This is a genomic window from Nocardia sp. NPDC019219, from assembly GCF_040632645.1.
Classification (GTDB): domain Bacteria; phylum Actinomycetota; class Actinomycetes; order Mycobacteriales; family Mycobacteriaceae; genus Nocardia; species Nocardia sputorum.
The window spans coordinates 165,680-185,910 of record NZ_JBEYCG010000001.1; the positions used below are offsets into that span (position 1 = coordinate 165,680).

The 20,231-nt window shown below is 68.4% G+C and carries 14 protein-coding genes; 7 read left to right on the forward strand and 7 right to left on the reverse strand.

All coding sequences use genetic code 11. From position 1 onward, the window contains the following. The first annotated feature begins 123 nt into the window (after nt 1-123). The 3 genes from ABZ552_RS00795 (at nt 124) to ABZ552_RS00805 (ending at nt 3,945) form a co-directional block, all read left to right on the forward strand. Nucleotides 124-1,482 (forward strand): S1 family peptidase, encoded by a 1,359-nt coding sequence (locus ABZ552_RS00795; protein ID WP_281876157.1) that lies wholly within the window; start codon nt 124-126, stop codon nt 1,480-1,482. A gap of 175 nt (nt 1,483-1,657) precedes the next feature. Beyond that, entirely contained in the window at nt 1,658-2,920 is a 1,263-nt protein-coding gene (locus ABZ552_RS00800; protein ID WP_281876158.1) for a S1 family peptidase, read from the forward strand. A 137-nt stretch (nt 2,921-3,057) separates the two neighbouring features. Next, entirely contained in the window at nt 3,058-3,945 is an 888-nt protein-coding gene (locus ABZ552_RS00805) for an NRDE family protein (protein ID WP_357435086.1), read from the forward strand. A 68-nt stretch (nt 3,946-4,013) separates the two neighbouring features. Here ABZ552_RS00805 and ABZ552_RS00810 read toward each other — a convergent pair whose 3' ends face one another. Beyond that, a complete protein-coding gene (locus ABZ552_RS00810; RefSeq protein ID WP_281876161.1) occupies nt 4,014-4,727 on the reverse strand; it encodes a hypothetical protein in 714 nt (237 codons plus the stop codon). Between the two features lie 460 nt (nt 4,728-5,187). Here ABZ552_RS00810 and ABZ552_RS00815 point away from each other — a divergent pair, with 460 nt between their 5' ends. Continuing rightward, nucleotides 5,188-8,319, forward strand: a complete 3,132-nt coding sequence (locus ABZ552_RS00815) for a (Fe-S)-binding protein (protein ID WP_281916360.1) — start codon at nt 5,188-5,190, stop codon at nt 8,317-8,319. A gap of 289 nt (nt 8,320-8,608) precedes the next feature. On the opposite strand, the gene ABZ552_RS00820 is transcribed toward ABZ552_RS00815, so the two are convergent. From ABZ552_RS00820 to ABZ552_RS00830, 3 genes are all read right to left on the reverse strand, one after another. Next, the gene (locus ABZ552_RS00820) at nt 8,609-9,757 is read right to left on the reverse strand and encodes an acyl-CoA dehydrogenase family protein (RefSeq protein WP_281876167.1); all 1,149 of its coding nucleotides are present in this window, start codon (nt 9,755-9,757) and stop codon (nt 8,609-8,611) included. Further along, nucleotides 9,757-10,986, reverse strand: coding sequence for an acyl-CoA dehydrogenase family protein (locus ABZ552_RS00825; protein WP_281876169.1), 1,230 nt, complete (start codon nt 10,984-10,986; stop codon nt 9,757-9,759). Before ABZ552_RS00825 ends, ABZ552_RS00820 begins: the two co-directional genes overlap by 1 nt. Nucleotides 10,987-11,270: 284 nt before the next feature. After that, complete coding sequence (locus ABZ552_RS00830; RefSeq protein WP_281876171.1) at nt 11,271-11,807, reverse strand: YdcF family protein; 537 nt, start codon at nt 11,805-11,807, stop codon at nt 11,271-11,273. Nucleotides 11,808-11,941: 134 nt separating this feature from the next. On the opposite strand from ABZ552_RS00830, the gene ABZ552_RS00835 reads away from it, so the two are divergent. Next, nucleotides 11,942-13,264, forward strand: coding sequence for a UDP-glucose/GDP-mannose dehydrogenase family protein (locus ABZ552_RS00835; protein WP_281876172.1), 1,323 nt, complete (start codon nt 11,942-11,944; stop codon nt 13,262-13,264). 151 nt (nt 13,265-13,415) lie between these two features. Continuing rightward, nucleotides 13,416-14,723: an Hsp70 family protein gene (locus ABZ552_RS00840; RefSeq protein ID WP_281876173.1), complete on the forward strand. Its 1,308-nt coding sequence runs from the start codon at nt 13,416-13,418 to the stop codon at nt 14,721-14,723. 409 nt (nt 14,724-15,132) lie between these two features. On the opposite strand, the gene ABZ552_RS00845 is transcribed toward ABZ552_RS00840, so the two are convergent. The 3 genes from ABZ552_RS00845 to ABZ552_RS00855 form a co-directional block, all read right to left on the reverse strand. Further along, entirely contained in the window at nt 15,133-16,410 is a 1,278-nt protein-coding gene (locus ABZ552_RS00845) for a YibE/F family protein (RefSeq protein WP_281876175.1), read from the reverse strand. 392 nt (nt 16,411-16,802) lie between these two features. Continuing rightward, a complete protein-coding gene (locus tag ABZ552_RS00850; RefSeq protein ID WP_281876177.1) occupies nt 16,803-18,056 on the reverse strand; it encodes a pyridoxal phosphate-dependent aminotransferase in 1,254 nt (417 codons plus the stop codon). Between the two features lie 100 nt (nt 18,057-18,156). After that, the gene (locus ABZ552_RS00855; protein WP_281876179.1) at nt 18,157-19,494 is read right to left on the reverse strand and encodes an XRE family transcriptional regulator; all 1,338 of its coding nucleotides are present in this window, start codon (nt 19,492-19,494) and stop codon (nt 18,157-18,159) included. 230 nt (nt 19,495-19,724) lie between these two features. Between ABZ552_RS00855 and ABZ552_RS00860 the strand changes: the two genes are divergently transcribed. After that, nucleotides 19,725-20,174, forward strand: a complete 450-nt coding sequence (locus ABZ552_RS00860; RefSeq protein ID WP_281876180.1) for a hypothetical protein — start codon at nt 19,725-19,727, stop codon at nt 20,172-20,174. Nucleotides 20,175-20,231 lie beyond the last annotated feature (57 nt).

Below are 20,231 nucleotides of genomic sequence, written 5' to 3' on the forward strand. Positions count from 1 at the left end.
GCGCTGACCGTGTTGTCGGATGAATTTCCACACCGGTCGGTTGCTGGACGAAGGCTGTGCGCCAACGGATTCTGCCCGTGGCCACGGATTTAGCTGGCACGTGCGTGCCGACGAAGGGACTTCATGCGCAAGTTGGTGGCGCGTCGCGCCGCGGTCAAAGCTGTCGCCATCGCATCGACCGTTCTCCTGGCTCCCTTGTTCGGCACGACCACCGCCTCGGCGGTTCCCGAAGCCCCGGCGCAGCTCGCCGCGGACAATCTCCCCCCGGAACTCGTGCAGGCCATCGCGCGTGATCTGAAGATGACCCCGACGGAGTACCTGGACCGTGCCGCGCGCGCCCAGCAGCTGCGCGACTACGCGCGCGATTTCCGTTCGGAGCGACCGGATTCCTTCGCGGGCGCCTGGATCGGCGCCGACGGCAAGCCCGTCATGGCGGTGACGTCTCTGGACGCCGCCAAGATCGTCGCGGCCGACGGCTATCAGACCCGGCTGGCCCCGGTGTCCGCGGACAGCCTGGAGAGCTCGCTGGTGCAGCTCAACCAGTGGATCACCGGACTGCCGCGGGAGATCTCGCAGGCGATCAACTCCGTGGCCATCGACTTCCTGAACAGCCAGCTGGTGCTCAGCGTCGCCAACACGCCCGCGGGTCACATGCTCAACCTGCCCACCCTGCTGGCGAACATCAAGGTCATCCTGTCGCCGAACAACGGCGGCCCGGTCGAGCGCAGGCCGATGGGCGGTGACACCTACATCAGCGCTCCCGGTTCGCTCGCCGACTCGTCGCTGCGCGCGGTGGACGTGTGCTCGTTCGGGTTCAACAGCATCGACGCGTCCGGCAACGCGCTGAATATCAGTGCGGGCCATTGCGATCCGAACCTGGGCAAGGGCAACCAGGAAGCCGGTGTCTACCTGCCGAACGTCCGCGACATCCCGGCCAGCCCGGAACTCGGCACGTTCGTGCGCGCCTCGCTGGGCGGACAGTCCGCGCTGGACTACTCGGTGATCAAGCTGAACGAGCGCGCGGTGCGGGCGGGCATGGACCAGCCCTCGGTGCGCGGCGCCAACGGCACCACGCTCGCCATCACCGGCACCGCCGACCCGATCACCGGCGCCCCGGTCTGCAAATCCGGCCAGTCCTCCACCTTCACCTGCGGCTTCGTCGTGGCCGATCGGGTGGAGACGCAGCTCTACACGGCCGATGGCGAGAGCAAGACCGTGCGCGGGTTCGCCAGCTCGGCCTGCACCCTGGGCGGCGACAGCGGCGGCGCGATCGTGTCCGGCACCCTGGCGCTGGGCATCACCAGCGGTTCCAACGCCGCGGACGCGCCGAACTGCAACGAGGCCAACATCGCCCTCGCGCAGTACGGCGGCACCGCTTCGCTCGGCATCCCGATCCGGGCCATCCTGGCCGACATCGACGCCTCCTCCGGCGGCGGAATCGGCAGCGGAATCGCCGTGCGCACGCGGCCGAACGCGAGCTGAGCGCGAGCCCGAAATCTGTGGCAATCCACATATCCCCGGTCGAGTGGCTATGAGGGAATCGAGAACCACGAGATGAGTAGGCATACCGCGCCAAACCCCATATAGTCTGCTCATGCTCCTGCCACGTATAGGACCTCCCCGCTCGACTGCGCGACAGACCGTAATCCGAAAGACAGTGATCGCCGCCTCGGCGGCGATACTGCTGTTCGGGCCCACGGCGGCAGTAGCGACGGCCCAGCCCGACCAGGGTCCCGGCCTGCCGGCCGAACTGGTCGCCGCGGTGACTCGCGATCTGAAGATCTCGCCCGACGAGTACCTGCACCGCGCGGAGGTGGCGCAGCAGGTGGCCGCGTTCGCCACCACCGCCCAGCGGCAGTACCCGGCCGTGTTCGCCGGCTCCTGGCTGGACGACGCGGGCAAGGCAGTCGTGGCGCTGGCGCAGGGTCCTGGCGCCGACGAGGCGAAGAAGGCCGCCGAATCGGCCGGTTTCGAGGTCCGCAACGTCGCCAAGAGCGAAGCGGCCCTGCGTGGCGAGAAGAGCGCGTTCGAGCGCTGGCTGGAGGGCCAGCCGGAGGCGGTGCGGTCCCTGGTGCGCGGCGCGGTGGTGGACACCGTGAACAACACGATCGCGGTGCGCGTCGACCAGGCGGGCCTGCCGATGCCGAACTTCATCGACCCGGCGCGCGTCATCGTGATGGCCCCGCCGGTAGCGGGCGAGCAGGGCCCCATCCAGGCCGGTGAGATCGCCGGAGACGCGCGCGGCGCGCTCGCGGGCGGCGACGGCTACGCCTCGGTCGCCGGACGCAGTTCGCTGCGCTGCTCGCTCGGCTTCAACGGCACCGACCGCAACGGCAACACGGTGAACATCACCGCGGGCCACTGCAACCCCGACATCCCCTCCGCGGGCAGCGGCAACGCCGCGGGCGTGTACGAGATGAACGGCGACCGCCTCGGCGCGCAGCTCGGTGTCTTCCAGAAGTCGGTGCTCGGCGAGCAGGACTACTCGATCATCCGGGTCAACGACCAGGCCAAGGACCGTTTCGCGAACAACGGCGTCCGCGCGCCCGGCGCGGCTCCGATCCCGGTCGATGGCGTGGCGACCCCGGTCGTCGGCGCCCCGGTCTGCAAGTCCGGTGCGCGCACCGGCTTCAGCTGCGGTGTGGTCAACGCCGTCGACCAGACCGTGCAGGTCGGCGACCGGGAACTCACCCAGAGCTTCTCGGCCAACATCTGCGCGCTGCCCGGCGACAGCGGTGGTCCGATCGTGACCGGCCGCCTGGCGCTCGGCATCTCCAGCGCGTCGTCGGTGGCGGACTACCCGATCTGCGAGATCCCGAATCTCATCGGGGCCCTCACCGGTAACGTGCCGCAGCTGTTCGCGCAGCCGGTGCACGTGGTGCTCTCCGACAACCCGGGGCTGCGCGTGCGCACCAACTGACAGCAGGAACCACGAAAGGCCGACAGCGTCGAGCTGTCGGCCTTTCGCCGTCTCAGGGGCTTTCCACTGCCCTTACGCGGCCCCCCGCGCCGGAAACCACGCATGGGGTACGGCGGCGGTCCGGCATCCTGGACCGCATGTGTTTGGTGTTGATCGGCTGGCGCGCGCACCCGGAATACCGGTTGATCGTGGCCGCCAACCGAGACGAGTTCTACACTCGGCCGACCGAGTCCATGCGCTGGTGGCCCGAGGCGCCCGGCCTGCTCGCCGGACGCGACACCGGAGCCCCGGGCCGGGCCCACGGTGAGCCTCCCGGGACCTGGCTGGGGCTCAGCGCCCAGCCCCACGGCGACAATCGCTTCGCCGCCGTCACGAACGTGCGCAATCCCGCCGATCTACGCCTCGACGCCCGGTCCCGGGGCGCGCTGCTGATGGACTTCCTGCGCGGCGCCTCCGACCGCGGTGCGGCGGGCGAATTCCCCGGGCCGGAGAAGTACGTCCTCGACGTCGCCGCCGCTCCGGACGACTACAACGGCTACAACCTGGTGGTCTCCGACCTGCGCACGCTGTGGTGGCATTCCAATCGCAGCGCCGCCGAACCGCGCGAACTCGCTCCGGGCTTCCACGGGCTCTCCAACGGCACGTTCGTCGCCTCCGCGGGTCCGAACCCGGTCGAACCGGATCTGACGGCGTCACAGCCCGTCTGGCCCAAGATACGGGCGGGCGTGACCGAGTTGCGCGATGTGGTGCACACCGAGCCCGGCGCGGTGGACCGTTACTTCGAGGTGCTGGCCGACCGCACCGAGGCCCCCGACTATCTGCTGCCGCGGACCGGGGTGCCGCACGAGATGGAGCGGGCGCTCTCGGCCAGGTTCATCGCGCACACCGTGCACGGCACCAGAGCGAGCACGGTGCTGGTGGTCCGCGAGGACGGCACGTTCGACATGGTCGAGCGCTCGTTCGGCAGGCTGGGCGAGGAGCTGGGTGAGGTCGTCGTGCGCGGCCTGCTCGATTTGGCCGGATAAACGACCGGCGGCCCGCCCTCCGAAGAGAGCGGGCCGCCGAGGATGTGACGGAGCGTGGAGCCGGAGGCTCAGTTCGCCGGCTTGTCCGCCCACTTCGTGGTGCCGTCCGGCGCCTGCAGCGTGTTCACCAGGTCGATGCCCGCGACGAGCAACGCCGGGCCGCCGATGGCCACCGTGCCGAGGATGCCACCGATGCCCGCGCCCGCGATCGCGGCCGGGATGCAGCCGACACCCAGGAACGGCAGACCGAGGATGCAACCGATCACGGCGCCACCGATGACGCCGATGGCGGTGCCGAGGAAGCCGCCGACGGCGGTCGCGATGCCGAACTGGCTGGCGAACTCGTTCTGCGCCCGCTGGTTCTCGATCGGCGAGGCGATCGGCTGCGCGACGACGTTGACCCCGTTGAGCGGCTTGTCCTTGGGCACGTTCACGTTGACGCCCTGCTCAGGCGTCAGCTCGAGCACCGTGTTGTCGTCCTTCACGACCGGCTTCACCGGGACGACCGTGTCGGCGACCTTGAAGGCGATCGGCAGCGTGAGGACCGCGTTGCCCTGCGAGTCCTTGATCCGGTAGACGTCGTCTTCCTTGACGTCCTCGGACGACTTGGCCAGCTCGAAGGTTCCCCCCTTGAGCGTCGTCACGACGGTCTTTTCCACCAGCTTGACCGAGTACCGGATGGGGTCAGCGGCCGGTTCGGCATCGGCATGGGCGGTTCCCAGTCCGATGGTCATCGCACCGATGACCATCGCGGCCGCCGCGGTGGTTCTGCGGAGTTTCATTCAGTTTCCAATCCATCATCAGGTCGTACGTCACCGCTGCTCTTCAGCACGCGAGAGCTCTATCCAGCACATCCGGGTGGTCGGCTCCGGATCCTCCCCGAGCAGTGTGAAGACGGTCGCAGTGATCAGAACGTCGTGAGCCTAATAGAACGGCGCGTTTTAAGCGAGATCCCTTATCAGGCATGGGGACTAAGCCAATCCTTACCGACTGGACGGGATGGTTCGACGTTTACGGTGGTGAACAACGGACCAGCAGCGGGATCGGCGGAAATTACTGTGACATTGATCACAGGTAAATAATGGGTCAAGCCCCAGCATATGGGGCTATAGCCCAAAAGCCGATCGTACGATGGACATGGTTGTTACTGACGGGTAACTTACTGCCAGTTAGGATACGAGCCAACCGACGCGGTAGCACAACGCGGCCGCGCTCGAGGTGCCTCTAAAGAAAGGTCGCGACATGAATGCCCTGACAGTGACGCTGGGCACGATTGGGGCGGCGCTCAGCCTCCTGTGTTGGGCGTCGTTCATCGGCGGCGTCCGCAATATCGTCCGCGCCATCATGATCGGACAGCCCGCGCCGGACCGCTGGCGGCCCTTCTTCCCGCGTTTCAAGCAGATGATCGTGGAATTCCTCGCGCATACGCGCATGAACAAATTCCGCACCGTCGGCTGGGCGCACTGGCTGGTGATGATCGGCTTCATCGGCGGCGCCATGCTGTGGTTCGAGGCGTACGGGCAGACCTTCGACCCGGCGTTCCACTGGCCGATCATCGGCAACCTGGCGATCTACCACTTGTGGGACGAGATCCTCGGCATCGGCACCGTGGTCGGCATCCTGACGCTGATCGTCCTGCGCCAGCTCAACCACCCCCGGGTGCCGGAGCGCCTGTCCCGCTTCAGCGGTTCCAAGTTCGGCCCGGCCTACGTCATCGAGGCGATCGTCCTGCTCGAGGGCCTGGGCATGATCTTCGTGAAGGCGGGCAAGATCGCCGCCTACGGCCACTCCGACCCGGCCACCGACTTCTTCACCATGCAGGTGGCCAAGCTGCTGCCCGCGAATACCACCATGGTGGCGCTGTTCGCCTTCGTGAAGCTGATGTCCGGCATGGCGTTCCTGTACTACGTAGGCCGCAACGTCACCTGGGGCGTGGCTTGGCACCGCTTCTCGGCGTTCTTCAACATCTACTTCAAGCGTGAGGAAGACGGCGGCGTCGCGCTGGGCCCGGCCAAGCCGATGATGTCGAAGGGCAAGCCGGTCGACATGGAGACCGCCGACCCGGACACCGACACCTTCGGCGCGGGCCGGATCGAGGACTTCTCCTGGAAGGGCTGGCTGGACTTCACCACCTGCACCGAGTGCGGTCGCTGCCAGTCGCAGTGCCCCGCCTGGAACACCGGCAAGCCGCTGTCGCCCAAGCTGCTGATCATGTCGCTGCGCGACCACGGCTACGCGAAGGCCCCCTACCTGCTGGCCGGCGGCCGCAAGGACATGGGCGGCGACGAGGTCGGCCTGGTCGACGCCGAGGGCAACCCGAACGAGGCGAAGCTGGCCAAGATCTCCGAAGCGGCGAAGGCCGAGGCCGAGCGGCCGCTGGTCGGCGGCGCGGAGGTCAACGGCATCATCGATCCCGAGGTGCTGTGGAGCTGCACCACCTGTGGCGCGTGCGTCGAGCAGTGCCCGGTGGACATCGAGCACGTCGACCACATCATCGACATGCGCCGCTACCAGGTGCTGATCGAGTCGGAGTTCCCCTCCGAGCTCGCCGGTCTGTTCAAGAACCTGGAGAACAAGGGCAACCCCTGGGGCCAGAACGCCAAGGACCGGCTGAACTGGATCAACGAGCTCGATTTCCAGATCCCGGTGTTCGGTCAGGACGCCGACAGCTTCGACGGCTACGAGTACCTGTTCTGGGTCGGGTGCGCGGGCGCCTACGAGGACCGCGCCAAGAAGACCACCAAGGCGGTCGCCGAGTTGCTGGCCACCGCGGGCGTGAAGTTCATGGTGCTCGGCGCGGAGGAGACCTGCACCGGTGACTCCGCTCGCCGCGCGGGCAACGAGTTCCTGTTCCAGCAGCTGGCCCAGCAGAACATCGAGCTGCTGAACTCGGTGTTCGAGGGCGTGGAGGATCGCAAGAAGAAGATCGTCGTCACCTGCGCGCACTGCTTCAACGCGCTGAACAACGAGTACCCGCAGGTCGGCGGCACCTATGAGGTCGTGCACCACACCCAGCTGCTCAACCGCCTGGTGCGGCAGAAGCAACTGATCCCGGTGGCCTCGGTGTCGCAGAACGTCACCTACCACGACCCCTGCTACCTGGGCAGGCACAACAAGATCTACAACGCGCCGCGTGAGCTGATGGCCGCGTCGGGTTCGAATCTGGTCGAGATGCCCCGGCACGGCGAGCGGTCCATGTGCTGTGGCGCCGGTGGCGCTCGGATGTGGATGGAAGAGCAGCTCGGCAAGCGCGTCAACATCGACCGCGTGGACGAGGCGTTGACCACCTCCCCGGCGAAGATCGCGACCGGCTGCCCGTTCTGCCGCGTGATGCTCACCGACGGCGTCACCGCGCGCCAGGAGAAGGGCGAGGGCGAAGGCGTCGAGGTGGTGGACGTCGCCCAGCTGATGCTGGACGCCATCGAGCGCGTCGAGCCCGCGGTGCTGACCGAGAACCTGACCGTCATCCAAGAGCCGAAGGCGCCCGAGGCGGAACCCGAGCCGGAGCCCGAACCCGTCCCGGCCGCCGAAGCTCCCGCATCGGCCAAGGCCGCGCCGACCGGCGGCGGTCTGGCCATGAAGGGCCCGGCGAAAGCGCCCGGCGGCGGCGGTCTGGCCATGAAGGGCCCGGCCAAGGCACCCGGCGGCGGTCTCGGGATGAAGGGCGCGGCCAAGGCGCCCGGCGCCAAGGCACCCGCCGCCGAACCGGCGGAGACCGAGGCCACGTCGGCTCCCGCCGCTCCGGTCAAGGGTCTCGCGATGAAGGGTCCGGCGAAGGCGCCCGGCGCCAAGGCCGCCGCGGCCCCCGCCGCCGAAGCCCCGGCCGAGACGTCCACCACCGAAGCTTCCGCGGCCAAGCCGGTCAAGGGGCTGGGCATGAAGGGCGGCGCGAAGGCGCCCGGCGGTGGTCTCGCCATGAAGGGCGCGGCCAAGGCGCCCGGCGCGAAGGCTCCGGCGTCCGCCCCTGCGGCCGAGGCCGCGCCCGCCGAAGCGGCTGCGGAACCGACCGAGGCGAAGTCGGCCGAAACGGTTACGGAAACGGCCGAAACCGGCCCGACCGAGACCAAGCCGACGGTGCCCGCCAAGGGTCTGGCCATGAAGTCCGGCTTCAAGCGGCCCGGTCCCAAGGCCCCCGGCAAGGCGGCAGCTGCCCCGAAGGACGCGGCTCCCGCCGAACCGGCTCCCGCGGAGCAGGCTCCCGCGGAGCAGGCTCCCGTCGCGGAAACTTCCGCCGCGCGGCCCGAACCCGCCGCCGAACCGGAGCCGTCCAACGGCGCGAACGGCAACGGCGCACCCGAAGCCGCGCCGCCCACCGCCAAGCCCGGCGGTCTCGGCTTCAAGGCCGGCGCGAAGGCGCCGGGCCGCAAGAGCTGAGCTGGATATCGGAGAGAGCCCGGGTACTCGAGGAGTACCCGGGCTCTTTCGTTCGCGCCGTATCCCGCGATCGGCACAGCCCGCCGACGCAGGCGAGCGCTACTCGCCGATCACCGGAGGCGTCCAATCCCACAATCGGGCCGACTTCCGTCCGGCCATGTTGCGTCCGGCGAGACGGGTCAGACCGGTCGCCAGTCCATAGACGAGGGCACTGCCATGCCTGCACCTGCTGGCTGCGTGGGCGCCGACGCGCGGGGGTCGGCAGTGCCCCCCGCGCGTCGTCGCGCGATTACGGCCTGGTCAGCGCCGCATAGCGAGCGAGATGTTCATCGGTGGAGCCGAATTCGTGTTCGACCACGGTGAGCCGCTTGAAGTAGTGGCCGATGGCCAGTTCCTCGGTCATGCCCATCGCGCCGTGCAGTTGCACGGCATTCTGTCCGATGAACCGGGCCGCCCTGGCCACGGTGACCTTCGCCGCCGAGACGGCGCGGGCGCGGTCCGCGGCGGGGGCGCGCAGCGAGTGGATGGCGAGATGGACCGCCGCGATGGCCTGTTCGAGCTCGATGTACATATCGACCATGCGGTGCTGTAGCGCCTGGAAGCTGCCGATCGGCTGACCGAACTGCTCGCGCTGCTTGGCGTAGTCGATGGTGTCGGCGAGCACTTTGCGCATGCAGCCGACCGCCTCGGCGCAGATCGCCGCGGTCGCCTCCGCGATGGTCGGCTCGATGACGGTCCAGCCGTCCGACTCAGCGCCGAGCAGGGCGTCGGTGGGCAGCCGCAGGCCGGTGAACACCAGGTCGGCGGCGGTGCGGTCGTCGATGGTGCGGTAGGTGTGCACCTCGACGCCTGGAGGCGGATCACCCGCGTCGAATTCGAGCCGGAACAACGAGATCCCCGCCTTGTCGCGCCGCTCGCCGGACGTGCGTGCGGTGATCAGCAGGTCGGTGGCCAGCGGGGCGCCGGTCACCACGATTTTCGCGCCGTCGAGGACCCAGGCGTCGCCGTCACGGCGGGCGGTGGTCGTCACGTCGTACAGGGCATGCCCCGAAGTCGGTTCCAGCGCGGCGAACGCGACGCGCGCGTCACCGGACACGATCCGGCGCAGCACGGCGTCGGCCTGTTCGCCGCCGGAACGGTCGAGCAATCCGGCGCCGATCACCACCGTGTCCACGAACGGCTCGACCACCAGGGCGCGGCCGAGTTCCTCGGCGATCACCATGAGCTCGACGGGCCCGCCGCCCGTGCCGTCCACCCGCTCGGGCAGGGTCGCGCCGAGAATGCCCAGCTCGTCGGCGAAGCCGCGCCAGACGGCGGGCTGCCAGCCGACCTCCGATTTCGCCGCGATGCGGCTCTTCTCCAGGTCGTAGCGGGCGCCGAGGTAGCCGGCGATCGCGGAGCGGAGCATTTCCTGCTCGTCGGTAAGCGTGAAGTCCATCAGAGCCCCAATGCTGCTTTGGCGAGGATGTTTCGCTGAATTTCGTTGCTGCCCGCGTAGATCGAGCCCGCTCGGTCGTTGAAGTACTTCAGCGGCGCGACGGCCTGCCAGTCCGCGCCACTGTGGTAGCCGTCGGCGGGCGGCGTGAACTGGGCGATCGGGCCGCCAGGCTTGGTGGCGTGCGGCTGGTACACGCGACCACGCGGCCCGGCGGCCTCCAGCGCCAGTTCGGTGAGCTTCTGGCTGAGTTCGGTGCCGAGAATCTTGAGTATGGAGGACGCCGGGCCCGGGCTCTTGCCCTGCGCCATCGCGGAGATGGTGCGGTATTCCAGGATCTCCAGCACCTCGGTGCGGATGCGCAGGTCCGCCAGCTTCGCCGCGAACGCGCGGTCATCGATCAGCGGGTTGCCGTCCGGGCCGGGCTGCTGCGCCGCGTTGGCGGCGATGTCCTCGGCCATGACCTGCAGCCACGGCGCCGCCGCTCCGCCGCGCTCGTGCACCAGCAGGTATTTCGCGACGGTCCACCCGTCGTCGATCCGGCCGAGCACATTGCTCTTGGGCACCCGCACGTTGTCGAAGAAGACCTGGTTCTGCACCTGCTCACCGGAGGTCATCACCAGCGGCCGGACCTCGATGCCCGGCGCGGTCATGTCGATCAGCAGGAACGTGATGCCCTGCTGCTTCTTCCCGGTGCGCGAGGTGCGCACGAGGCAGAAGATCCAGTTCGCCTCGGTGGCGTGGGTGGTCCAGATCTTGCTGCCGGTGCACACGAAATCCTCGCCGTCGTCGACGGCGGCCATGGACAGCGCCGCCAGGTCCGATCCGGCCTCGGGCTCGGAGTATCCCTGGCAGAAGAAGACTTCGCCGGTGAGGATGCGCGGCAGGTAGAACGCCTTCTGCTCCTCGGTGCCGAACGCGATGATCGCGGGCGCCACCATCCTGATGCCCATCGGCGAGAGCGCCGGCGCGCCGGCCAGCGCGGATTCCCGCTGGTAGATGTAGTGCTGGGTCAGGCTCCAGTCGCATCCGCCGTGCTCCACCGGCCAGGCGGGCGCCGCCCAGCCGCGCTCGTGCAGGATCCGCTGCCATTCCATGCTCGCCTCGTGGTCGGGATACACGCTTGTCGCCGAGCGCCCGGCCCGCCGCAATTCCGGCGTCAGCTTCGCGTCGAGGAATGCGCGCACCTCGTCGCGAAACGCCAGATCCTCCGCTGACCAGTCGTAATCCATCTGCCCTCCCGGAGGGGTGTGCACCGTTGCTTCCATGGCGGCCGTCCCGCCATCACGCGACAGAATGTACGGGTACTTCTTTCACAGAGTCAAAGTGAAGTCATCCGCCCGCACATTGTCTACCAGGTATGACCGACCCAGCTGGGCAGCAGGGCCCATATCACGGCCCCGGCCACCGGGTCACTTCTGCCGAGCTGCCGCCACCGGAGTGGTCAGCAGGAACTGGTTCGCCGATCTCGTTCGCGCGGGCGTGCCGATATACCTCCCGAAGACCTGCGGGCGGTTCAGCAGTCCTCGAAGATGGCCTTCGAGTAGCCCACGGATTGGTAGGCGTAGTCGTAGGCCCAGCGGGGGATGGAGAGGTCTGGTTCGGGGTCGACGAAGAGAAGTTCTCCGTTCCAGCACTTCTGCAAGATGTAGCGGGCTCGGGAGATGTGCGGAGTGAAGGTGACGACGATGACGCGCCGCCAATTGTGGGCGCGGGCCAGTCGGGCGAGTTCGCGGCCCTCGCCGCGGGTGGTGCGTGGAGACGGGTCGAAGCACAGGACCTCGAAGCTGTAGCCGCCGTGGCAGATACGGTTCAGCATCGCACTGTTCGCATAGGGATCGGAGAACACCACACGAGGCGCGTACCCCTCGCGCGCCAAGCGCAGACCCAGTTGCTCGCGGCCGTCGTGCGCCCCGCCCAGGACGAGAACGGCGTCCGCCGGCGCGGGCGGGTCGGTTCGCGGGCGCACATAGACCGGCCACAGCGCGACCGTCGCGACGACCACCGCCACGCCGGCGCCGAGCCCGCTCCACACCCACCGACGACGTCGCACCACGTCGATGCTAGCGACCGTCAGGCCAGGTCACGGCACCGCGATCACCGATGTCGCCGCATGTACATCTGCTGTTGCCCGGACCCTTGCCTCGCTGACGTGGCGTGGCCACCGGAGGGGCTTACCAATCGATCATGCGATGCACAGTCTTCGGAACCGGGTATCTCGGGGCCACGCACGCGGCGTGCATGGCCGAACTCGGGCACGACGTCATCGGAGTGGACGTGGACCCGGGCAAGGTCGCGAAGCTGTCCGACGGAGTTGTGCCGTTCTACGAACCGGGCCTGGAGGGTGTGCTGCGTCGCAACCTCGACGCGGGCCGCTTGCGGTTCACCACCTCCTACGCCGAGGCGGCCGCGCACGCGGAGGTGCATTTCCTCGGCGTGGGCACCCCGCAGAAGAAGGGCGAGTACGCCGCCGACCTGAAATACGTGCACGCGGTGGTGGATACGCTCGCTCCACTGCTGCAACGTCCCTCGGTGATCATCGGCAAGTCGACCGTCCCGGTCGGCACGGCCGCCGCGCTCGGAGCCCGCGCTCGCGGCCTGAGTTCCACCGACGTCGAGGTGGCGTGGAACCCGGAATTCCTGCGGGAGGGGTTCGCGGTCAAGGACACCTTGCGCCCGGACCGGCTGGTCCTCGGCGTCGACCCGGAGCGAGCCGCCGCCGGATGGGTCGAGGATCTGGTGCGCGAGATCTACGCCGATCTCCTCGCCGCCGAGGTCCCGTTCCTGCTGACCGACCTGGCCACAGCCGAATTGGTGAAAGTCTCCGCCAACGCCTTTCTGGCCACGAAGATCTCGTTCATCAACGCGGTGTCGGAGGTGTGCGAGGCGACCGGCGCCGACGTGACCATGCTGGCCGACGCGCTCGGCTACGACGCGCGCATCGGCCGCCGATTCCTGAACGCGGGCCTGGGTTTCGGCGGCGGGTGTCTGCCGAAGGACATCCGCGCGTTCATGGCCCGCTCCGGCGAACTCGGCGCCGACCACGCCGTCGCCTTCCTACGCGAGGTGGACAACATCAACATGCGCCGCCGGACGAAGGTGGTCGACATGGCCGCCCGCGCCTGCGGCGGCTCACTGCTGGGAGCGAACGTCGCGGTGCTCGGCGCGGCGTTCAAACCGGAGTCCGACGACGTCCGCGACTCGCCGGCGTTGAACGTGGCCGGCATGATCCAGCTGCACGGGGCCGTGGTGACCGTCTATGACCCCAAGGCCCTGGAGAACTCGCGCCGAGTGTTCCCCACCCTGAATTACGCGACTTCCGTCGCCGAGGCGTGCGAGCGTGCCGACGTGGTGCTCGTGCTCACCGAGTGGGACGAATTCACCGCCCTGCGGCCGCAGGACCTGGACGGTGTGGTGCGGGCCCGCTCGATCATCGACGGCCGCAACTGTCTCAATCGTGCCACCTGGAGAGCAGCCGGATGGGTGTACGCGGGACTCGGCACACCGTAGAGTTGCGGGGCGAGGCGGGCTACTGCCAGACAGACGACCAGTCCTGCCTTAAGCACAGCTGATCGCCGGCGGTAGGGTCCGTCCAGCGGGTCTCCGCCGACGGACGGCGCAGGCTCGCATGTCGTGAAGTGTGAAACGAGATGGGCAGCTGATGAGTTCGGTACTGGGAGTTTCGGTGGGGGCCGGCGCTGTCCGTATGGCGCGGCCGCACGCCGGTAACCCCCACGGGCATGTCTCGCCGCATTCCTTCGATCTGCAGACCATCCCGGTCCTGGACCAAAGCGTGGAAGAGCTGGCGGCCGAGGCCATCGGGGTCACCCTGGAAGCCACGCCGGGAATCGGCGCCACAGCGATCGCCTACCGCAGTGAGCAGCACGCCCGCGCTATCCGCGCCGCCATGGCGCGCCAGCAGCTCACCAATTACGAACTCGTGCCGGAGATCGCGGCGGCACTCGAATTCGCGCAGGCCACCGGCGATATCCGGGGCATCTCCTCGCTGGTCGTCTACGACCTGGGCAGCTCGGGCCTGACGGTGAGCGTGGTCGACACCCAGACGCGCGAGGTGCGGCACAGCGAGCGCACCAGCGACATCAGCGGCGACTATCTCGACTCGCTGATCCGAGAGCAGCAGATCGCCTCGGGACGTATCGCGCATCCGCCGAACGCCGCGGGCCTGGCCGCGCTGGACGCGCTGTGCCGGGAGGCGAAGGAGCAGCTGACCAGCAATACCGCGGTGGCGCTGCCCAGCGAGCAGGGCTTGGTCCTGCTCGCGCAGGAGAATTTCGAATCGCTGATCATGCTGGCCATCGAATCGTCGGCGCGGATGGCGCGCGACGTGATCGTGCGCTCCGACCGCCCGGTGCACGGCGTACTGGCCATCGGCGGTTGCGCGCGGATCCCGCTGGTGGCCAAGGTGCTCGAACGCTGGATGGGCGTGCCCGTCATCGTGCCGGACAGTCCGGAGACCGTGATGGCACGCGGCGCCGCGCTGCTGGCCAGACCGGTTCGCAAGGAGACGCCCGCCGCGACCGCGGCGCTGGACGACGAGCTGTCGCCCGCCTGGTTGTCGGCCCCGGCCCAGCGTGGCAAACGCGAGATCAGCGGCGCCGTGTTGACGGTGAGCGCGCTGGCCGTCGTCGCCGCGATCGGGCTCGGCCTCGGCTACGGACCTCAGGTACTGGAACGGGATTCGCACACCAGCGAGGGCTCGCCGTCGCTGTCCCCGACCACCGCACCGCGCACGACCAGTTTGGATCCGCAGATCGCGGTCGCGCCGGGTACCACGGAATCGCCCGCGCACGAATCGGTCGCCGCGCCGCCGCCGAACCGGCGGCAGACCACCAGCGAGGCGGCGCCGACGCCCGGCCCGAACACCATTGTGGTGCCGGGCCTACCGCCGATCGTGGTCCCCACGATCCCGCCTGAGGTCTTCCCCTTCCCCCCGCCGCCACCACGCTGAGCCCGGCGACAGCACCGCACAACTCCCGGCGTTCCCGAAGCATCGGGCTCCACGCGCGTAGCCCTCGCTCAACGCGCCTTGGCGCCGCGCGAGACCGGGTAGCTCAGGGCGAACGCGCCGAGGGGCTCCGCGCGAGCGCGGAGCCGACCACGCCGCACAACTCGTGACGAGACGGCAGGCCGAACCGCGCGGGCGGGTCCACGCGAGCGCGAGCAAGCGCAGTTCCAGACTTGATGTGCCGGGCTTCATACGAACGAAGTGGCGCCACATACCGTCAGCCGCTGACATAGCCTGCCTGCACACGACCTAAGGCATGCGATTCAAGCCTGACCTGCCAGGATCCACGCCGGGTGGCCAGGGCGAACGCCGACGCTGACCTGGCCGGGGCCGCGCGGTAGTCGGGTGCAGCTCAGACCCTGGCGTGCCGGGCTCGGCGCGGCGGCGGGGGCGGGCTGGGTTCCTTGGTCGTGAAGGGCCGGGCCAGCAGCACCGCGATGCCGGTGGTCAACGGCACCGAGAGGGCCAGCGCGATCCCGCCGACCGACGAGCGCGCGATCTCGATGGCCACCGCGTCACCGGTCAGCACGTCGCGGATGGACCGTCCCGCCACGCTGAACAGCAGCAGCAGCGGCAGCGCTCCACCGGCGTAGGCCAACACCAGGGTGTAGACGGTACTGGCGATGTGGTCGCGCCCCACACGCATGGCAGCGGCGAAAACCTCGCGGCGCGAGGCCGATTCGTCGAGGGCGGCCAGCTCGAACGCGGCCGACGCCTGGGTGATCGTGACGTCGTTGAGCACACCCAGCGAACCGATGATGAACCCGGCCAGCAGCAGGCCGGTGATGCTGACGTGCTCGAGGTAGGTCGCGACGTTCGTGTTCTGTTCCTCCGAAAGCCCGGTGAGATCGGTGATCTCGATCGTGAGCCAGGACAGCGCGGCGGCCAGCAGCATCGAGGTCAGCGTGCCGAGCAGCGCCGAACTGGTGCGCAGGTTCACCCCGTGCGCCAGATACAGCACCGCGTAGAGGATCAGCGAGCCCGCGACCAGGGCGACCGGGATGGCCGGTTTGCCGTCCAGCAGCGCGGGCAGCAGGAACAACACGAGGACCGCGAAGGCGAACACCAGGCCCAGCAGCGCGCGGACGCCGCGCCAGCGCGCCACCGCGATGATCACCACCACGAAAGCCACGACGATCAGCGTGAGCGGCAGCCCGCGCGAGTAGTCCTCGAACGAGTACAGCGGCGTCCCGCTCGGATCGGTCTGGCGGACCAGGCGGAGTTCGTCACCGGCGTGCAGGTCGGGCTGCCCTGGCCCGGGGGCGATCTCCAGCAATGTGCGGTTGCCCTTGTGCGGCCCGGATTCGATCGCGATCAGGCTGCGCTGACAGGTGTAGGCGGTGCTGCGTGGCGGCTCGGGTTGGTCGACGAATACCTTGCCCAGCGATGGGCTGCCGCACGGTCCGACGTCCTGCAGCACCACGGTGCCCGCTTCGGTCTGCACCGCGCCGCCGCCCGCGTTCTGCATCGGCAGCGGGATGTCGATGTGCTGCTTGCTGGGCCACAGCGCGATCGCGCCGATGACGACGCCGACCCCGATCACGGTGAGTAGCCCGATGACCACGCGCGCCGCGGTCGCGCCGATCGCGATCGGTCCCGAATGATCGTGGTGATGGTGGTGGTCGCTCACCGCGCTCCTACCTGTCAGATGTGGTTCTGCCCGGAGCGAGCCTAAAGGATTTCATTTTCAAGACCGGCGGCGGCGGTTGCCGAACACTGCGAATACACGGTCAGAGCGATCCGATCGCAAAAGAAATGGGATTAGAGGGGGCGGCGGAGAGCAGGGGGATGTCTCCGCCGCCCGCAGGGCAGGCGGCCCAGGGGGGTAGGCGGCCTAACCCGAGGCCGGATATGCCCAGGGGGGGTAGGCAATCCGACCGGGCACCTGAGTGCCGAGGACCACTGTACACAAAAGTACTTCTTTTGCGCTAGCTAGTCGCCAAACCCGACAGATATCCGTAGTTCAGGTTTGTTTCCAGGCCGGAAGCGGGGCGATTATATTGTCCACCGCCATCCTTCCCACTATTGGCGATAGCTGGCGAGGAAGTTGCCGAAGCGTTCGATCGCGACCGCGAGATCCCGGGCCCACGGCAGCGTGACGATCCGGAGATGGTCGTGGTGCGGCCAGTTGAAGCCGGTGCCCTGCACCATGAGGATCTTCTCCTGCAGCAGCAGATCCAGGATCAGCTTCGAGTCGTCGTAGATCTCGTACACGTTCGGATCCAGCTTCGGGAACGCGTACAGCGCGCCCTTCGGCTTCACACACGACACTCCGGGAATCGTGTTCAACCGCTCCCAGGCGACGTCGCGTTGTTCGAGCAACCTGCCGCCGGGCAGAATCAGATCCTCGATGCTCTGATGACCGCCGAGGGCGACCTGAATCGCGTGCTGCGCGGGCACGTTCGGGCACAACCGCGAGGAAGCGAGCAGGTCGATGCCCTCCAGGAACCCGGCCGCGTGCTCCTTCGGGCCGGTGATCGCCAGCCAGCCCGAGCGATACCCGGCCACCCGGTAGGCCTTGGACAACCCGTTGAAGGTCAGGCACAGCAGGTCGGGCGCCACGGTGGCCAGCGAGATGTGCTTGGCGTCGTCGTAGAGGATCTTGTCGTAGATCTCGTCGGCGAGCAGCAACAGCTGATGCTTGCGCGCGAGGTCGGCGATCTGCTGGAGCACTTCGGCGGAGTACACCGCGCCGGTGGGGTTGTTCGGGTTGATCACCAGCAGCGCTTTGGTCTTGTCGGTGATCTTCGATTCGATGTCGGCGATATCGGGCTGCCAGCCGTTGGCCTCGTCACAGAGATAGTGCACGGGAGTGCCGCCGGCCAGGCTGGTCATGGCGGTCCACAGCGGGTAGTCCGGGGCCGGGATCAGCACTTCGTCGCCGTTGTCCAGCAGGGCCTGCATGGTGATGGTGATCAGCTCGGAGACGCCGTTGCCGAGGTAGACGCCGTCCACGTCGAGTTCGGGGAATCCGGGCACGAGCTCGTAGCGGGTCACGATCGCGCGCCGTGCCGAGAGGATGCCCTTGGATTCGGAGTAGCCCTGGGCGTACGGCAGCGCCGCGATGATGTCGCGCATGATCACGTCCGGGGCCTCGAACCCGAACGGGGCGGGGTTGCCGATATTGAGCTTGAGGATGCGGTGACCCTCCGCCTCCAGCCGTGCCGCGTGCGCGTGTACCGGTCCACGGATCTCGTAGACGACGTTCTGCAGCTTCGTGGACTGCTCCAGAACACGCGGGGGGCGGTGCGGATGATGAGGACTCACCCGTCCCATGGTGCCATCCGTCGCAACTGGATAAACCGCCTGTCCGCACCCGTCCGGGGCCTTCCCGCCCGCGACGGCGGCCACGTCCCGGCCGGATGTGACGCGTCACTCAGTGAGCCGTGCCCGGCGGGATGCTCTTGGCCGCGGTGGAACCGCAGAATTCCTCGATCCGCTCGTCCAGCCGGCGCGCCTCGACCGCGTCGCGGAAGGCCGAAGCCGCGATCCGCCTGCGCACACCGGTCAGCCGCTCCTCCAGTTGCGCGATGCGCTTGTCCTCGTCGAGCCCGAGCACCGGTTGCAGCGCCTCGGACGCGCCGTCCAGGCTGCCGTTGATCAGGTGGGCGACCGCGCAATCGACCCTGGCCAGGGCCTCCGCGCCATAGGAGCGCTGTTCGGAGGGCCCGTTGGAGTACAACTCGATGGCCCGCTGCGTGGCCCCGAGCGCGGGCTCCGCCCGACCGAGGTGGATGTAGGTGGCCCCGGCGTAGTAGTTGGCCTTGGCGTCGTTGAAGCCGAAGACGCCGCCCACTTCGTCGTGCAGCGTGTCGGTCGCGGCGATCTCGCGGGCGTCGTCGGCCGCCCGCACACAGCGATCGGTGTCCGCGCCGCTGCCCAGCGCCGACCAGATGCGCGCCTCGATGTTGAGCAGGCGCACCTGCGCGGTCGCGGACTCGGCGAACTCCTGCCCGCTCTGGGCCAACTGGACCGCCCGGCGGGGGCGCTGCGACCAATACTCGATCAGCGCGTGCATGCCGCGCGTCCAGGCGCGAAGGCCGTTGTGCCCGCACAGTTCCGCGTAGGCCCAGGCGGCTCGGACCTGCTCGCCCGCCGCGTCGTAGTAGCCCAGATCGGTGCTGGCGTTGGCGAGCAGGCCCGAGAGCGTGCCCGCCAAGAGATACAGATGCCCCGTGTCGGCGGGCCGCTGATGGCCTTCCAGCAACCGATACACCCGGCGGCGCACCCGCACCATTTCCACCATCATCGGCACCGGCGGAATACGCACGTAATCGTTCGCGATGCGCACGACATCCGCGTCGAGCTGTTCCAAAGTGCTCGCACCGACATTGGTGCTCTCGGCCTTGCCGGCGTGCTCGCTGGCCTCGTGGGCAGCCGCCATGATCAGATCCCTCTCCGAAATCGCTGCTAACGCAACACCTCTCATCGCACCGGCGTCTATGAGAGCCAAAAGGTCGGCGTCGCTCGAATAATGAACGCGGGCCGAGGCGTCGGCGCGCGCGTCGAATCCCGGCGGGACGGCTCGATCGCTCGAGGGCTGATCGATCAAGGCCGCGAACCGGGCCCGCACCACGTCGTCGGACCTGGCCAGTGAGGTGTCCAGCGCGGCCTGGTTGATCGGTCGTGGATGAACCCGGACGCCCCCGGCTTCCCACTTCGACACCAAGCGTTCGTGCACACCCAAATGGGCCGCGAATTCCCTGATGCTCATCCGCTTGGCATCGCGAAGGGCGCGGGCCTCTTTGCCTGACCAATGCCTGACCACGGTGCCATCCCTTCCGAACGAACCCCTTCCAGAGTACGAGCGGTTTGTGAGCAGGGCCACAGGTGAAATGTGGTCCGTATCAAAGGCAGCGGAAGGGCAGCGGAAAGCGGGCACGCGGGCGATACCGAATCACGGGGCGAGCCGGGACCATTGAGTCGGAAGGCAAGGAGTTCGCCGTGAATGTCGAGAAACTCAGAACCGTGGACGATTGGGTGGCGTTCTATCGGCACGAGTTCGGACTGCCGGTCACCGAGCGTGGCGGTTTCGCCATGCTGCCGGTCACCGGCCGCGTTTGCGTCGTCCACCTGCCTACCGCGCGTGCCGAAATGGTGCGCGCCGCACTGGAACAGCAGGGAACGAGGGGTCCCATGTTGGCCAGGCAGATCCGATGGAGTTTCCTCGCCGAGCCCGACAGTCGACCGGGACCACAGGTGCTCGAGGCACTCAATCGGCTGGATATCGGCCTGCCCGCCGTCGGCAGCGCCGTGATGTTGCCGACCGGCCTCGGTCGCTGGACCCGGGAAGGGTGCTTCTGGGTCAGCCCGCCGAGCCGCGGTGACACGCTTCCGCCGCTGTCCGTCATCCTCACTACGGCGCTCGCGGTGGGAGCGGGCGGCGGGGACTGATCACCTCCGCGGTCAGATCCCCGCTGCCGTCCGCCGGGTCCGCTTCTCCAGTCGACG

Bases quoted from the DNA above. Each gene is read 5' to 3' on its own strand.
- ABZ552_RS00825 (WP_281876169.1), bottom strand. From the start codon at position 10,986: ATGGATTACGACTGGTCAGCGGAGGATCTGGCGTTTCGCGACGAGGTG.
- ABZ552_RS00795 (WP_281876157.1), top strand. From the start codon at position 124: ATGCGCAAGTTGGTGGCGCGTCGCGCCGCGGTCAAAGCTGTCGCCATC.
- ABZ552_RS00820 (WP_281876167.1), bottom strand. From the start codon at position 9,757: ATGGACTTCACGCTTACCGACGAGCAGGAAATGCTCCGCTCCGCGATC.
- ABZ552_RS00850 (WP_281876177.1), bottom strand. From the start codon at position 18,056: ATGGGACGGGTGAGTCCTCATCATCCGCACCGCCCCCCGCGTGTTCTG.
- ABZ552_RS00855 (WP_281876179.1), bottom strand. From the start codon at position 19,494: ATGAGCATCAGGGAATTCGCGGCCCATTTGGGTGTGCACGAACGCTTG.
- ABZ552_RS00840 (WP_281876173.1), top strand. From the start codon at position 13,416: ATGAGTTCGGTACTGGGAGTTTCGGTGGGGGCCGGCGCTGTCCGTATG.
- ABZ552_RS00835 (WP_281876172.1), top strand. From the start codon at position 11,942: ATGCGATGCACAGTCTTCGGAACCGGGTATCTCGGGGCCACGCACGCG.
- ABZ552_RS00815 (WP_281916360.1), top strand. From the start codon at position 5,188: ATGAATGCCCTGACAGTGACGCTGGGCACGATTGGGGCGGCGCTCAGC.
- ABZ552_RS00810 (WP_281876161.1), bottom strand. From the start codon at position 4,727: ATGAAACTCCGCAGAACCACCGCGGCGGCCGCGATGGTCATCGGTGCG.
- ABZ552_RS00805 (WP_357435086.1), top strand. From the start codon at position 3,058: ATGTGTTTGGTGTTGATCGGCTGGCGCGCGCACCCGGAATACCGGTTG.